At 72.3% G+C, this 14,144-nt stretch carries 12 protein-coding genes; 8 read left to right on the forward strand and 4 right to left on the reverse strand.

Annotated features, from left to right (window positions below; genetic code table 11):
* Positions 1–7: 7 nt before the first annotated feature.
* The 4 genes from ACZ6MZ_RS16900 to ACZ6MZ_RS16915 all read right to left on the reverse strand — a co-directional run bounded on the left by ACZ6MZ_RS16900 (position 8) and on the right by ACZ6MZ_RS16915 (position 5,623).
* Positions 8–1,777 (reverse strand): AfsR/SARP family transcriptional regulator, encoded by a 1,770-nt coding sequence (locus tag ACZ6MZ_RS16900; protein ID WP_469352619.1) that lies wholly within the window; start codon positions 1,775–1,777, stop codon positions 8–10.
* Positions 1,778–2,382: 605 nt separating this feature from the next.
* Complete coding sequence (locus ACZ6MZ_RS16905) at positions 2,383–3,180, reverse strand: DeoR/GlpR family DNA-binding transcription regulator (RefSeq protein ID WP_469352620.1); 798 nt, start codon at positions 3,178–3,180, stop codon at positions 2,383–2,385.
* Positions 3,181–3,215: 35 nt separating this feature from the next.
* On the reverse strand, positions 3,216–4,265 hold the full coding sequence (gene pdxA / locus ACZ6MZ_RS16910) for a 4-hydroxythreonine-4-phosphate dehydrogenase PdxA (protein WP_384193299.1): 1,050 nt from the start codon (positions 4,263–4,265) through the stop codon (positions 3,216–3,218).
* Entirely contained in the window at positions 4,262–5,623 is a 1,362-nt protein-coding gene (locus ACZ6MZ_RS16915; protein WP_389792888.1) for a four-carbon acid sugar kinase family protein, read from the reverse strand. Before ACZ6MZ_RS16915 ends, pdxA begins: the two co-directional genes overlap by 4 nt.
* A gap of 194 nt (positions 5,624–5,817) precedes the next feature.
* Here ACZ6MZ_RS16915 and ACZ6MZ_RS16920 point away from each other — a divergent pair, with 194 nt between their 5' ends.
* Genes ACZ6MZ_RS16920 through ACZ6MZ_RS16955 form a run of 8 tightly spaced genes read left to right on the forward strand, consistent with a single transcriptional unit; the run spans position 5,818 to position 14,055 of the window.
* Entirely contained in the window at positions 5,818–7,416 is a 1,599-nt protein-coding gene (locus ACZ6MZ_RS16920) for an ABC transporter substrate-binding protein (RefSeq protein WP_469352622.1), read from the forward strand.
* 3 nt (positions 7,417–7,419) lie between these two features.
* The gene (locus tag ACZ6MZ_RS16925) at positions 7,420–8,349 is read left to right on the forward strand and encodes an ABC transporter permease (RefSeq protein WP_384327552.1); all 930 of its coding nucleotides are present in this window, start codon (positions 7,420–7,422) and stop codon (positions 8,347–8,349) included.
* Between the two features lie 3 nt (positions 8,350–8,352).
* A complete protein-coding gene (locus ACZ6MZ_RS16930) occupies positions 8,353–9,315 on the forward strand; it encodes an ABC transporter permease (protein WP_389792884.1) in 963 nt (320 codons plus the stop codon).
* Positions 9,316–9,318: 3 nt separating this feature from the next.
* The gene (locus ACZ6MZ_RS16935) at positions 9,319–10,167 is read left to right on the forward strand and encodes an ABC transporter ATP-binding protein (RefSeq protein ID WP_389792882.1); all 849 of its coding nucleotides are present in this window, start codon (positions 9,319–9,321) and stop codon (positions 10,165–10,167) included.
* 23 nt (positions 10,168–10,190) lie between these two features.
* A complete protein-coding gene (locus ACZ6MZ_RS16940) occupies positions 10,191–11,051 on the forward strand; it encodes an ATP-binding cassette domain-containing protein (RefSeq protein ID WP_469352624.1) in 861 nt (286 codons plus the stop codon).
* On the forward strand, positions 11,048–12,028 hold the full coding sequence (locus ACZ6MZ_RS16945) for an aldo/keto reductase (RefSeq protein ID WP_389792877.1): 981 nt from the start codon (positions 11,048–11,050) through the stop codon (positions 12,026–12,028). Before ACZ6MZ_RS16940 ends, ACZ6MZ_RS16945 begins: the two co-directional genes overlap by 4 nt.
* Before the next feature lie 42 nt (positions 12,029–12,070).
* Entirely contained in the window at positions 12,071–12,868 is a 798-nt protein-coding gene (locus ACZ6MZ_RS16950; protein WP_469352627.1) for an HpcH/HpaI aldolase family protein, read from the forward strand.
* On the forward strand, positions 12,865–14,055 hold the full coding sequence (locus ACZ6MZ_RS16955; RefSeq protein ID WP_469352629.1) for a sialidase family protein: 1,191 nt from the start codon (positions 12,865–12,867) through the stop codon (positions 14,053–14,055). Before ACZ6MZ_RS16950 ends, ACZ6MZ_RS16955 begins: the two co-directional genes overlap by 4 nt.
* Positions 14,056–14,144: the final 89 nt, after the last annotated feature.

Raw genomic sequence — 14,144 nt, forward strand, 5'->3', positions numbered from 1 at the left:
TGGCCCGTCAGTGGGGCGCGGTCGCCGCCTGGCTCTGGTTCCATTCGCGTGCTTGCCGACGCGCGTAGATTTTGAGCAGGTGATGCATGCGGTAGGGGCCGGGAGGCCCCTCTTCGAGCAGCCCCGCGTCGGCGAGCTGCTCCAGCGCCTCCTTGGCGGCGGCGGAGTCGCCGAGTGCGTGGGAGGGGAGCAGCAGTCCTTCGTGCTCGCCGAGTTGGCGGAAGGCCTGCTGGCAGCGCGGGTCCAGGCGGTGCAGGGCACGGCCGAACACATGCGGTACGGACATCCGCGGGTCGTCGGCGAGGGAGAGCCTGGCCGGCAGGTCGTCGGCCAGCCACGCCACGCAGTCCTCGATCCGCAGCCCGGGGCGGGTGAGCAGACGGGCGGCGGCGATCCGCAGTGTGAGAGGGAAGTGGCCGCAGATACGGGCCAGTTCCTGGGCCGCGGCCGGCTCTGCGTCCACCCGCTCGGAACCGAGAGCGGCGGTCAGCAGCTGATGGGATTCCGCCGGCTCCAGGGTGCCGAGCCGGTAGACGCTGCCTCCGTGGGTGGCCACCAGGCCGGCGAGACCACGTCTGCTGGTGACGATCGCGGCGCTGCCGGCCACGGACGGGAGCAGCGGACGGACCTGGTCGGCGCTGGTCACATCGTCGAGGACGAGCAGCGTCCTGGGGCCGCCGGCTGCCGGCAGGGGCAGGCCCTCCAGCGCCTCGGCCGGGGTGACGGACGACCCGTCCTGACGGGTCAGGGAGACGACGAACACACCGCCGGGGAAGCTGTCCTGGGCGTCATGGGCGGTCTGCAACGCCAGCGCCGTCTTGCCGATGCCCGGGGCTCCGGAGAGGACGACGACGGTGGGGCCGGGAGGTCCTGAGGTGAGACGGGCGGTGATCTCCGCCCGCTCGGCCGAGCGGCCGGTGAACGACGGCACGGGCGGCACCGGAGCGGGGGCGGCGGGGCCCTGCGGCCCGGGCGGCGGTGTGAGGGCCGGGGCCGCTCGGCCGACCGGCGGGGCGGTCCTGTCGACCGCGGAGGGGCCGAGGTCGTCGCCGCGGAGGATCGAGAGTTCGAGCCGTTGCAGGGACGGGCCGGGATCGATTCCCAGCTCTTCCTTCAACCTGCCTTTCACGGAGCGGTACTCGGAGAGCGCCTCCGCCTGCCGGCCGGTGCGGTAGAGCGCCTCGATGAGCTGCTCCGCGAACCGCTCACGGCCGGGATGCTGACGCGCGGCTTCCCAGAGGTCGACCAGTACCTGACGACATCGCCCGAGCGCGAGCTCGATGTCACAGGCCCGTTCGAGGGTGCGCAGCCGCTCCTCGGTCAGGCCGGGCACCTCGTCGCGATGCAGCATCTGGGACGGCACGTTCGCCAGCAGGGGCCCCTGCCACAGCGTGAGGGCTTCCTTGAGCCGGTACAGCTCACCCTCGGCGTCTCCCGCCGCGTGCGCCTCTCGCACCAGGACGCGGAAGCGCACCAGGTCGAGCGTGTCGGCGTCGGCGTTCATACGGTAGCCACCGGGCACCGCCTCGATGGCATTGCCGGTGACCCCGTACTTGGTGAAGAGACGGCGCAGCCTGAGCACACAGCTCTGCAGCGCGGCCCTGGCCGTGGCCGGCTGGTCCTCGTCCCACAGGGCGCGCAGAAGATAGCCGGTCGAAACGACGGAATCAGGATGAATGAGCAGAGCTGCCAGCAGGCTGGACGGTTTGGAAGGTTTGAGGACGACAGCGTCATGGCCCTCGGCAATACTCAAAGGACCCAAAAGCTGGAAACGCACGCGGCTCCCGCCCTCCGAATCAGAACTCGGACCCACGACGCATGAAAGTGCCGAATATCGGGCACGACATGGCGTCACGAGATCCGCGGACGGAAAGGGCTGACATTCTTCTGCGGTATAGACCTCTTCTTGCAGGCCTCACTAATTTCTTACTCCCCCGTACACACACGGCCGAACCGACCGGTCAGTTTTTGGATATGACGGCCCATCAGCACTTCAGAAGGTAGCCGCAAAGAATTAACGCCCTTTACGGGCACCCGAGTAAATAGGAGATACCGGCACGTCAGCGCCGCAATGGATACGCCGTCGACGAGCTTCAACAATGCACGGACCAAGAACTTGTTGGGCATCCTAGTAACTAGCTACGGGAAAGTCGACCCTTCGGTCGGAGAGTATTCTCCACCGATACTGGACAGCCGGAAAAGACGCTTGATTAAGCAGGAATAGCCCGGCCCGTGACGGGCTGCGCCGCTCTGCCCGTAGTTGCCACCCACTGCGTCGCTTGCACACCCCTCGCGGACGTCCTCACCGAGCCCGGCGGCGCGGGCGCGAACGACCGGAGGGCCCGCGGACGTGTGCTCCGCGGGCCCTCCGGTCGTACTGCCTTATGACGCCGTCGTCGTGTGCGGCTCCGGGCTCGTCAGGACGACGGTGATACCGCGCGAGCGCAGCTCGTCGACGATGCGGGGGTCCGCCGCGTCGTCGGTCACGAGGGTCCACTCCGGCTGGAGCCGCGTCCAGGTGTGGAAGGGCCGGCGGCCCAGTTTCGCCGCGTGCGCCAGGACGTACACCTCGTCGGCACGGCGTGCCATCAGCTCCTTCAGCCGGGTCTGCCGCAGATCGGCCTCGCAGATGCCGTGTTCGGGCGAGACGCCGTCCGTGCCCAGGAACAGCCGGTCGAACGTCAGCCGTTCCAGGGCCGCTTCGGTCAGCGGCCCCACAAAGCCCTGGCTGAGCGGGCGCAAGGTGCCGCCGAGACACTCGACATGGACGGATTCGACGTCCGACAGCTCCTGCAGAGCGGTCAGCCCCGTCGTCGCCACGGTCACGTCCTTCGCCGTGCGCAGCTCATGGGCGAGCGCCCCGACGGTCGAGCCCGCGTCCAGCAGCAGCGTCTCCCCGGGGCGGACCTGCGCCGCCGCCCACCGGGCGATGGCCTGTTTGGCCTCGAAGGCATCGCCCGTACGCTGCCGCAGCGACGCCTCGGGATGGGCGGCCAGCGCCATGGCTCCGCCGTAGGTGCGGGCCAGTTGGCCGTCGGTGGTCAGCTTGGCGAGGTCACGGCGGATGGTGGACGCCGTGACTCCGAACAGCTGGGAGAGTTCCTCGACACTGGCGAGCCCGGTGGTCGTGGCGAGATGGACGATTCGGTCGCGCCGGGCCTGGGATCCGATCGCAGACATCAGTCTTCTGTCCTCTGGTGCAGACGAACCGGTGGTCAACGGGCAGGAGCGGACGACATCTCGGCGGCCTGCCGCAGGGCCTCGACCATGCTACCGGCCTCGGCCCGCCCCGTACCGGCGATGTCGAAGGCGGTGCCGTGGTCGACGGAGGTGCGGATCACGGGCAGCCCGACCGTGAGGTTGACGCCCGCCTCGATGCCCATGACCTTGACGGGGCCGTGGCCCTGGTCGTGGTACATGGCGACGATCAGGTCGTAGTCGCCGCGTGCGGCGAGGAAGAAGGCGGTGTCGGCGGGGAGCGGTCCGCGGGCGTCGATGCCGTCGGCGCGCAGGACCTCCACCGCCGGGACGATCTTCTCCTCCTCCTCGCCGTAGCCGAACAGACCGTTCTCGCCCGCGTGCGGATTGATCCCGCACACCCCGATGACCGGCCGCTCGACGCCGGCCCGCAGCATCGCCTCGTGGCCGCGCCGCACGGTCCGCTCGACCAGGCCGGGTTCGATCCGGTTGACCGCGTCGATCAGACCGATGTGCGTCGTGACATGGATGACCTTCACCGTGGGCGTGGAGAGCATCATCGACACCTCCTCGACACCGGTGAGATGGGCGAGGAGTTCGGTGTGGCCGGGGTAGAGATGACCGCCCGCGTGCAGCGCCTCCTTGTTGAGCGGGGCGGTGCAGATGCCCTGCACGTCTCCGCGTACGGCGAGTTCGGCGGCGACCCGCACATACTGGTACGCCGCGTCGCCCGCGACGGCGGACAACTTGCCCCAGGGCAGGTCGGCGGGGAGCAGCCCGAGGTCGATGACATTGATGCGGCCGGGGCTGAACTCCGCCTCCGCGGGGCTCTCCACGGCCACGATCTCGCAGGTGGCGCCGAGGATGCGGGCGGCCTGGCGCAGACGTTCCGCGTCGCCGACGACGACGGGGCGGCAGCGCCGTACGGTGTCGGCGTGGAGCAGCGCGGGGACGATCACCTCCGGGCCGATGCCGGCGCCGTCGCCCATGGTGACCGCGATGACCGGGAGCGGCCGGCCGGCCGTATCGGTCTGCTCCACGGAGGCGGTCGTAGGGGCTGCGTTCACAGGGCTTCTCCTTGCGGTACGTAGGACACGGGCTGCGGGTGCGCGGACGCGATGAACTCGGCGCCCGGCGTGGGGGGTTCTGCCGGTACGAAGGGGTGCCGCGGCCGGAGGGCGCGGGCGATCCGCAGCAGGGAGCCGGTGTCGCCGTGGCTTCCGGGACGGGTGACGACGCGGCGGCCGTCGGGCGTGCGGCAGTGCACGGCTCCGTGGTGGATCTCCCCGACGGGGATCAGCTGGGTGACACCGAGCGCGTCCAGGACGCGCCGTGCGGTCTCACCGCCTGTGAGGACGAGGTCGATGGGGTACGGCAGCGCGGCGACGGCCCGGCCCAGACCGGCCGCCATGCGGCGGGCCGTATCGATCCTGATGCCCTGGGTGGCGCCGATACTGACGACCGTGATGCCGTCCGGGTCGACGGCGAGCGGGAGCCGCGCGCCGGGCCGGGCGAGGAGGTCGGCCGGCAGGACGATGTGCCGGGCGCCGGCGGCGGTCAGTTGCGCGATCTGCGCAACAGCGGTGGGTTCCGCGGTGCCGACGACAACGAGCAGCGGCCGGGTCGCCGCGGGTCCGGGGCCGGCTGACGGGCCGTCCGCCGCGAGAGCTCCCGCCGCCGCAGCCGCTCCGTCGGGTGATGCCCGGGGGCCGGCCGGCGGGGTGCCCGCCGCGCCGAGTACGCGGCCGAGGGCGGCGGCGAGCCCGCCCGTCCCCATGAGCCGTACACCGGAACCCAGATGGAGCGCCGCCGTCGCGATGGCGTCCAGATCGGCGTCCGTCTCGGCGTCGCACACGGATATCAGCCCCGCCTCGGCGAGGGTGTGGAGCCGGTCGGCGAGCTCCCCGAGGGGCGAGCGTACGGCCCTGAGAGGCACCACCTCCGTACCGGCGGCGCCGAGCGCGGCCGCCACCGAACGCGGTGCGGGACGGCTCTCCGCGCGCCAGGCGTCCGTGGCGTGCAGCGGGACGCCGTGCAGGTGAACGATGCCGTCACGGACGGTCCGGCCGGCCACCGGCAGGGCGGGGGCGACGACGAGTCCGCCGGCCCCCTCCGCGTAGGCGGCGGTCTCGGCGGCGAGGTTGCCGCGCAGCAGGGAGTCCGTCTTCTTCATCAGTACGGCGCCGTCCACGGCGTCCCGCACGCTCGCGCGGACGATACGGGCGGCCGCGTCGGCGTCCAGCTGCCGGGTGTCGAGATCGAGGACGAGCGCCTCACCCTCGGCGGGCGGCGACGCCACCGCCGGGCCCAGGACGATCCGGCCCGGCAGGCGCAGCGCGGCCGCCGTCTCGGCCGCGCCGGACAGATCGTCCGCGAGAGCGAGCACCCGGCGCGGTGCGTGCTCACTGTGGGGCGTGAGGAACACGGATACCTCCTCGGGCGGCCCGGGCGGGCTGCCTCGGTGCTCGATGATGACACATGCTGCGCGAAATGCGCGAGACCTCTTGCGCGAAACACGCAACCGTGGCAGCTTTTGCGGCGCGACCCCTGTGGGTGCCCGACGGACCGGACACCCGCGGCTCGAGCCGGTCGCCTCCCAGAACCCCGAGAAGGTCGACGATGACCCCTACTCCTCAGAGCGCTCCCCCCGACACTCCCCCGCGTGAGCCGTTCAGCCGCCGCACCCTGCTGCGCTGGGGTGCCGCGGGCGGCGCGGGCATGGCTCTCGGCCCCCTGGCCGCCTGCGCGGGCCCCACCGGGGCTCCCGGCCCCGGCACGCTCACCCTCGGTCTGAACCGCTCCCTGGTGAGCCTCGACAACAAGCTCAACCAGTTCGACGCCGCGGTCACCGTGCAGCGCGCGGTGCGGCAGGCGCTCACCCGTATCGGTCCCGGCATGAAACCGCAGCTCATCCTCGCCGACCGGTTCGAGATGGCCCGGCCCACCGCCTGGACGGTGCGGCTGCGCGAGGGCGTCCGCTACTCCGACGGCAGCCCCGTCACCGTCGAGGACGTCGCCACCGCCCTGCGGATGTACGGGAAGGTCAACGGCTCCTTTCTGCTCGGCCTCTTCCCCGAGCTGCCCACCGTCGAGAAGACGGGGCCCCGCACCTTCCTGCTGCACACCGACAAGCCCGTGCCGGTACTCGACCGGCTGATGGCCAACATCCACATCACCCCGGCCGCCGCCAACCGGCCCGAGGAGCTGCGGAGCGGTCTCGGTTCCGGTCCGTACCGCGTCCTCAGGGCGAACGCCGGCGCCGGCGAGTACACCCTCGCCCGCAATCCGGAGTACTGGGGAACGCGGCCGACGATCGACACGGTGCGCGTCCGGTTCGTCCCCGAGGAGTCCAGCCGGGTCGTCGCGCTGCGCAGCGGCGAACTCGATGTCGTCGACACCCTGACCCCGGACTCCGCCGAGCAGCTCACCGGGCTGCCCGGCGTCGAGGTCGAGGAGACCGCGGGCGTCCGCATGTGCCAGCTCTTCTACAACTTCCGCAAGCCGGCCGGGCATCCGCTCGCCGACACCCGGGTACGGCAGGCGCTGGCCTACGCCATCGACGGCAGGGCCCTCGTGGAGGATGTGCTGAACGGCGCGGCGGAGGAGGCCGGCGGCGTGGTGCCGCTCGCCCTCGAAGGCGCGGTGCGGACCGGCTCGTACGCGTACGACCCCGGCAAGGCGCGCTCGCTCCTGAGGTCGCTGGGCGCCGCTGACCTCCGTATCAACATCATCTGGGAGTCCGGGGAGTTCGCCGCCGACGCCTCGGTCATGGAGGCCGTGCAGAGCATGTTCCAGGAGGTCGGGGTGCGCGCCTCACTCCAGCAGTTCGAGCCCGGCGGCGACATCCTCACCTGGCGCCAGGGCCGGGCCGGCGACTGGGATGTCATCGGCAACGGCTACGGCAGCCCCACCGGCCAGGCCCTCACCACGCTCCAGGGCATGTACGGAGGGACGGCCGCGAAGGAACGTACCCGCGACGCCTTCATGGGATATGTCGTGCCGCGGGTCGAACGACAGCTCTCGGACGCCGCCACCGAGGTGGACGACGCCGAGCGCACCAAGCGGCTCGCCGCGGTGCAGCACGCCATCTGGGACACCTGGCCCAGCCTCTGGGCCTTCGCGCCCAAGACCCTGCTCGCGCGCCGGAGCCGCGTCCGGGGCATGTCGCTCCTGCCGATCAACTCCTACGACCTGTCCGCCGTGCGGCTGGAGGGCTGAGCCGTGCCGAAGTATCTCGCCCGCCGGCTCGGCCAGAGCCTGCTGACCGTCTTCCTCACCCTGACCACCGTCTTCCTGCTGGTACGTCTCGCCCCCGGCGATCCCGCCGCCGCGTACGCCGGCCCCACCGCGACCACCGCCGATCTCGCCCGTATCCGAAGCCAGTTCGGCCTCGATCAGCCGCTGTTCACGCAGTACGGCATCTTCCTGCGCGACCTGCTCACCGGAAACCTCGGCACCAGCTACTCCTTCCACGCACCGGCCCTCGACGTGGTCCTGGACCGGATGCCGTACACGATCACGCTCGCCGTCTCCGCGATCACCGTCACCGCCGTCGTCGCCGTACCGCTCGGCGTGTGGATGGCGCGCCGCGCCGACACCAAGCGCGAGCTGGGCGCCAACGTGCTCACCATCACCGGGCAGTCCATGCCGGACTTCTGGACCGGCGTGATGCTCCTGACCGTCTTCGCGGTGCTGCTGCCGGTGCTGCCCGCCTCCGGCTTCACCTCCTGGAGCGGTCTCGTCCTGCCGACGGCCACCGTCGCCGTCCTGCAACTGGCGCTCATCTCCCGGCTGGTACGGCGCGAGATGACCACCGCACTCAGCTCCCCCTACCTCACCGTCGCCCGCTCACGCGGCTTCTCCGAGCGCGCCCTCACCTGGCGCTACGCCCTCGCCAACTCGGGGGTGCCGCTGCTCACCGCCATCGGTACCCGCTTCGCGGCCCTGCTCAACGGTGTCGTCGTGGTCGAGGTCGTCTTCGGCTGGCCCGGCGTCGGCTCGCTCGTCGTCCGCGCCCTGGAGACCCGCGACTATCCGCTCATCCAGGCCACCGTCCTGGTCACCGCGACCCTCGCCATCCTCGTCCAACTCCTCGTCGACCTCGCCTACCCGCTGCTCGACCCGCGGGTGCGCCTCGGAAAGGCGGCCTGAGACATGACCACCGCCCTGCGTACCGCCTCTTCCTCCGGCGCCAGGCCGAGCGCCGTCACCGCGCGCGATCTCGCCCGCGCCATCGCCACCCGGCAACGGCGTGGCGCCCGTTTCAAGCTGTGGGCCGGCACGGTCTGCACCGCACTCGTCGTCCTGCCCGTCGCGCTGGCGGGCCTGCTGCCCCTGCCCGGCGCCAACGCGCAGGACCTGTCCCGCCGGCGGCTGCCGCCGCTCAGCGACGGACACCTGTTCGGCACCGACCAGCTCGGCCGCGATCTGCTCTCCCGCATCCTGCACGGCGGCCAGGTCTCCCTGACCGTCGGCATCCTCGCGGTCCTCGTCTCCGGCCTGATCGGTATCGCGGCGGGCTCGGCGGCCGGATTCTTCGGCGGCTGGGTCGACGCGGTCATCTCCCGGCTGCTGGAGGCCCAGCTCGCGCTGCCCCTGCTGATGATGCTGCTGCTCGTGGTCGCCCTGTTCGGTCCTTCCGTCACCGTCATCACCTGTGTGATCGCGGTCGCCCAGTGGCCGGAGGTCGCGCGCCTCACCCGCTCGCTCGTCCTCGTGGAACGCGAGAAACCGTACGTGGCGGCCGCCCGGGTCCTCGGCCTGCGCGGCTGGACGGTCCTCGGCCGGCACGTCATCCCCAACATCATCCGTCCGGCGAGCCTCGTCGTCCTGCTGCTGCTCGCGCAGGCCGTCCTGCTGGAGAGCGCGCTCAGCTTCCTCGGGGCGGGCCCGCAGCGGCCGTTCGCCACCTGGGGCCGGATCATCTCCGACGGCCAGGACTACATCACCACCTCGTGGTGGCTGGTCACCCTGCCGGGACTGGTCATCGCCCTCCTCGTGGTCGGCGTCAACCTCGTCGGCGACGGGCTGCGCGACCGTACCCGCACGGTGAAGGCACCGCGCGGCGCGCGCGTGCCGCGCGGAACGCGCATCACACGCGCCAAGAAGGGAGCCTGAGCCATGACCACGGACATCCCCCTGCTGGACGTCGAGGACCTGCAGATCGAACTCATCACCGCGCACGGGGTGGTACGCGCCGTGGACGGCGTGAGCTTCACCGTGGGCCGGGGCGAGACCGTGACGCTCATCGGCGAGTCCGGATCCGGCAAGTCCACCACCGCCATGGGCGTGCTGCGGCTGCTCCCGGAAGGCCTCGCGGTGCTCTCGGGCACCGTGCGCATCGCCGGCCGGGACGTCGTGGCCGACCCCGGCGCCGCCCGGGAGGTGCGCGGGCGCGCCGTGTCGCTGATCCCGCAGGACCCGATGACGGCCCTCAGCCCGGTCCACACGATCGGCCGCCAGCTCGGCGACGCGCTGCGGCTGCGCCATCCGGAACTGTCCCGCACCGAGGCCAGGGACCGAGGGATCGATCTCCTCACCCAGGTGCGTATCCCCCGGCCGGCGACCCGCTGGAAGGCGTATCCGCACCAGTTCTCCGGCGGCATGCTCCAGCGCATGCTGATCGCCATGGCGCTCGCCGGCGAACCGCGGCTGCTGATCGCCGACGAGCCGACCTCCGCGCTGGACGCCACCGTGCAGGCGAGCGTCCTCGACCTGCTGATGGAGCTCCAGGAACAGGAGGGCATCGGGATGCTGATGATCACCCATGACCTGGGAGTGGCCCGGGTCGTCTCCGACCGTATCCATGTCATGAAGGAGGGCAGATTCGTGGAGTCAGGACCCGCTCAGCAGATCGTGGACCGGCCGGCCGAGCCGTACACCCGCGACCTGCTCGCCGCCGTACCGCGGCTCGGTCCGTGGGACGAGGACCCGCGGTCCGAGGCCGCCCCGCAGGGAGTTGCCCGGTGAACGCCCTCGCCGGGAGCGCCCCCGTGAACAGCGCCGCAGAGAGTGGCCAGGCCGCCGGCCGCCCGTTGCTCGCCGTCGAGAACCTCGTCGTCGAGTACCCCACCGCGCACGGCCCGTTCCGCGCCGTCGACCAGGTCGGCTTCCAGCTGGAGCGCGGTGGCACGCTCGCCGTCGTCGGCGAGTCGGGGTGCGGCAAGTCCACCCTGGCCCGCGCCCTCGTGCGGCTTCTCAGGCCCACCTCCGGCCGGATCGTCCTGGACGGTACGGACATCGCCACGCTGCCGGAGCGGCGGCTGCGCCCGCTGCGCAGGCGCGTGCAGATGGTCTTCCAGGATCCGTACGGCTCACTCGACCCGCATCTGACCGCCCAGCAGATCGTGGCGGAGCCGCTGCGCCTTTCGGGCGTCGGCGACAAGGCGGAACGCGCGCGGCGCGCGGCCGAGCTGATCGACCGGGTCGGACTGCCGTCCTCGGCCCTGCACCGCCGCCCGCCCGAGTTCTCCGGCGGCCAGCGCCAGCGGATCGGGATAGCCCGCGCGCTCGCCTCCCGGCCGGACCTGCTGGTGTGCGACGAGGCGACCTCCGCCCTCGACGTCTCCGTACAGGCCCAAGTCCTCGAACTGCTGCGGGAGCTCCAGGCCGAGACCGGTATCGCCTATCTCGTCATCGCCCACAACCTCGGGGTGGTCCGTGCGATCAGTACGGATGTCGTCGTGATGCACGCCGGCCGGATCGTCGAGAGCGGGCCGACCGCCGACGTCCTCGCCTCGCCCGCCGAGTCCTACACCCGGGCGCTGCGCCGCGCCGCCCTCGACCCCACCGCGGTCCGTGGCGTGAAGCCCCGGCACCTGCTCACCACCGCACCGGAAGGCACTCGCCCGTGACCACCGGCATCCATCTGCCGCACATCCCCGTCCCGCTGTCCCGTCTTGTCCTCGGCACCATGACCTTCGGCGACACGGTCGACCGCGCGGGCGCCGCCGCCATGCTCGACGCGGCGCTGGACGCGGGGATCACCGGCGTCGACACGGCGAACGGCTACGCGGGCGGTGAGAGCGAGCGCATCCTCGCCGCGCTGCTGCCGGGCCGCCGCGACCGGGTCGTCCTGGCGACCAAGGCCGGTATCCCGCACCCCGACCAGGGCGCGCACGCCCCGCTGTCGGCCGCCGGAATGCGGGCCGCGCTGGAGGGCAGCCTCCGGCGCCTCGGCTCCGACCACGTCGATCTCTTCTATCTGCACCAGCCGGACCGGGCCACACCACTCGCCGAAACCCTGTCCGCCGTGGCCGAGTTCATCGCCGAGGGCAAGATCCTCGCCCTCGGCGTCTCGAACCACGCGGCCTGGCAGATCGCCGAGCTCGTGCGCACTGCCGACGAGGTAGGGGCGCCCCGCCCCGTCGTCGCCCAGCAGCTGCACAATCTCCTCGCGCGCCGTATCGAGGAGGAGTACGTCGAGTACGCGGCCGTCACCGGGCTGCGCACGATGGTCTACAACCCGCTCGGCGGCGGTCTTCTCACCGGCCGTCACACCTTTGGACAGACCCCCGGGTCGGGCCGGTTCGGCGACTCCAAGCTGGCCGCGATGTACCGGGAGCGGTACTGGGACGAGCGGCTGTTCGCCGCCGTCGGGGAGCTCACCCGGATCGCCGGCGAGGCGGGCATCCCCCTCACGGACCTCGCGCTGCGCTGGCTGCTGGACCGCGCCTCGACCGACGCGCTGCTGCTCGGCGGCTCACGGACCGAGCACCTGCGGGCGAATATCGTGGCCGCGCAGGCCGGTCCGCTGCCCGCCGAGGTGACGGCGGCCTGCGACGAGGTCGGTGCCCGGCTGCGCGGCCCGATGCCCGCGTACAACCGCTGACCGCGCCGCCGCCCCGCCCACTCCCACCTCGAAGGAGCCCTCATGCCCCGAGTCCCGTCCGGTACGCCCGCCGCCTTCGCCGGCGCACTGCGCGCCCGCGAACAGCTCATCGGCTACTGGTCCGTCCTGGACTCCCCGGTCTCCACCGAACGCCTCGCGCGCCTCGGCTACGACTATGTGGCGCTGGACGCGCAGCACGGCCTGATCGACTACGCGGGTCTGCTCGCCTCCCTCACCGCCATCGACACCAAGGGGAGCACCGCCGTGGGCCTGGTGCGCGTCGAGGCGAACGACGCGGCGCCGATCGGCCGGGCGCTGGACGCGGGGGCCGCCGGTGTCATCGTCCCACTCATCGACACCGCCCAGGACGCGGCCGACGCGGTGGCCGCCGTCCGCTACCCGCCGCTCGGGCGCCGCTCGTACGGCCCGATGCGCTCGGGCCTGCGGATCGGGCCCGACCCGGCCGACGCGCACGCGCAGACCGTCGTCCTCGCGATGATCGAGACCGCGGACGGCCTCGCCAATGTCGCCGCGATCTGCGCCACGGAAGGTCTCGACGGCGTCTACATCGGCCCCTCCGACCTGCGGATCGCCATCGGCGGCGCCACGGCAAGCGATCCGGCGGTCGCCGACCGCTTCGAGGCCGCGCTGGTCACGGTGCGCGAGGCGGCGGCCGCCGCCGGCATCGCCGCGGGCATCCACAACCCGGACGGGGCGAGCGCCGGCCGGCGCCTGGCCGAGGGCTTCACCTTCGCCACCGTCTCGAGTGACCTGGTCCATCTGGAGCAGGCCGCGGGGAGCCACCTCGCGGCCGCCCGCCGCTCCGGGGAGGCGCGGTGACCACGGCTCCTGCCACCGCCGACGGCGTCCTGCGCCCGCATCCCACCGAACCGGGCCGCGCCGAAGCCCGGCTGGCCGCGCCCGCCCCGCAGAACCACGCCGCGAATCTCGCGGTACTGCCCGGTGGGGACCTGGGCTGCGTCTGGTTCGCCGGAACGCAGGAAGGCGTCGCGGACATCTCCGTATGGTTCGCCCGGCTCGCCCCAGGCGCCGGCGCCTGGTCCGCGCCGGTCCGGCTGTCCGACGACACCGGCCGCTCCGAGCAGAACCCCGTCCTGTTCCCCGCGCCGTCGGGCGAGTTGTGGCTACTGCACACCGCGCAGCGAGCCGGCCACCAGGACACGGCCGAGGTGCGACTGCGCGTCAGCGGTGACAACGGCGCGACCTGGGGCCCCTCCCGGGTCCTGTTCCCGGCCACGGCCGAGGGCGGGATCTTCGTCCGCCAGCCGGTCACCGTACTGCCGTCGGGGCGCTGGCTGCTGCCGGTGTTCCGCTGCGTCACCGTGCCGGGTGAGCGGTGGTCGGGCGGCCACGACACCAGTTCGGTCATGGTCAGCGACGACGCAGGACGGACCTGGGAGGAGCGGCCGGTGCCCGTCTCCACCGGTCTCGTGCACATGAACGTCCACGCGCTGGCCGACGGTTCGCTGCTCGCGCTGTTCCGCAGCCGCCGGGCGGATGCCGTCCACCGCTGTACGTCGCACGACGACGGGCAGACCTGGACGGCGCCGGAGCCACTGTCCGTCCCGAACAACAACTCCTCGCTCCAGTTCGTCCCGCTGGACGACGGCCGTCTCGCTCTGGTCCACAACCCCAGCAGCGCCGCCGACGCCACCGAGCGCCGCGCCTCGCTGTACGACGAGATCGACGACGCAGGGCTGAGCGGCGGCGGCGCGGACACCGCTGATCCGGCCGGCGCCGCCTTCTGGGGCGCCCCCCGCGCCCCGCTCACTCTCTCCGTGTCGTCGGACGGCGGCCGGACCTGGCCGGTGCGGCGCGATCTGGAGACCGGCGACGGTTACTGCCTCACGAACAACTCCCGCGACGGGCTCAACCGCGAACTGTCCTACCCGTCCGTCACCCGGTCCGGCGACGGAACGCTGCACATCGCCTTCACCCACCACCGCCGCACGATCAAGCACTTGCGGCTGAGCCCCGCCTGGACGGACCGGGAGATTCCCGCCTGACCGTCCGGCCCGACCCGTCGAGAACCCGGCGGACCACGCCGCACGGCGGACGGCGGGAATACCTCCGCCGTGTGCCGGGCTGCCACCCG

It is taken from the genome of Streptomyces sp. NPDC042201 (assembly GCF_055582185.1).

Excerpts from the sequence above, each read along its gene's own strand:
- ACZ6MZ_RS16905 (WP_469352620.1), bottom strand. The coding sequence starts at position 3,180 with ATGTCTGCGATCGGATCCCAGGCCCGGCGCGACCGAATCGTCCATCTC.
- ACZ6MZ_RS16920 (WP_469352622.1), top strand. The coding sequence starts at position 5,818 with ATGACCCCTACTCCTCAGAGCGCTCCCCCCGACACTCCCCCGCGTGAG.
- ACZ6MZ_RS16930 (WP_389792884.1), top strand. The coding sequence starts at position 8,353 with ATGACCACCGCCCTGCGTACCGCCTCTTCCTCCGGCGCCAGGCCGAGC.
- ACZ6MZ_RS16935 (WP_389792882.1), top strand. The coding sequence starts at position 9,319 with ATGACCACGGACATCCCCCTGCTGGACGTCGAGGACCTGCAGATCGAA.
- ACZ6MZ_RS16950 (WP_469352627.1), top strand. The coding sequence starts at position 12,071 with ATGCCCCGAGTCCCGTCCGGTACGCCCGCCGCCTTCGCCGGCGCACTG.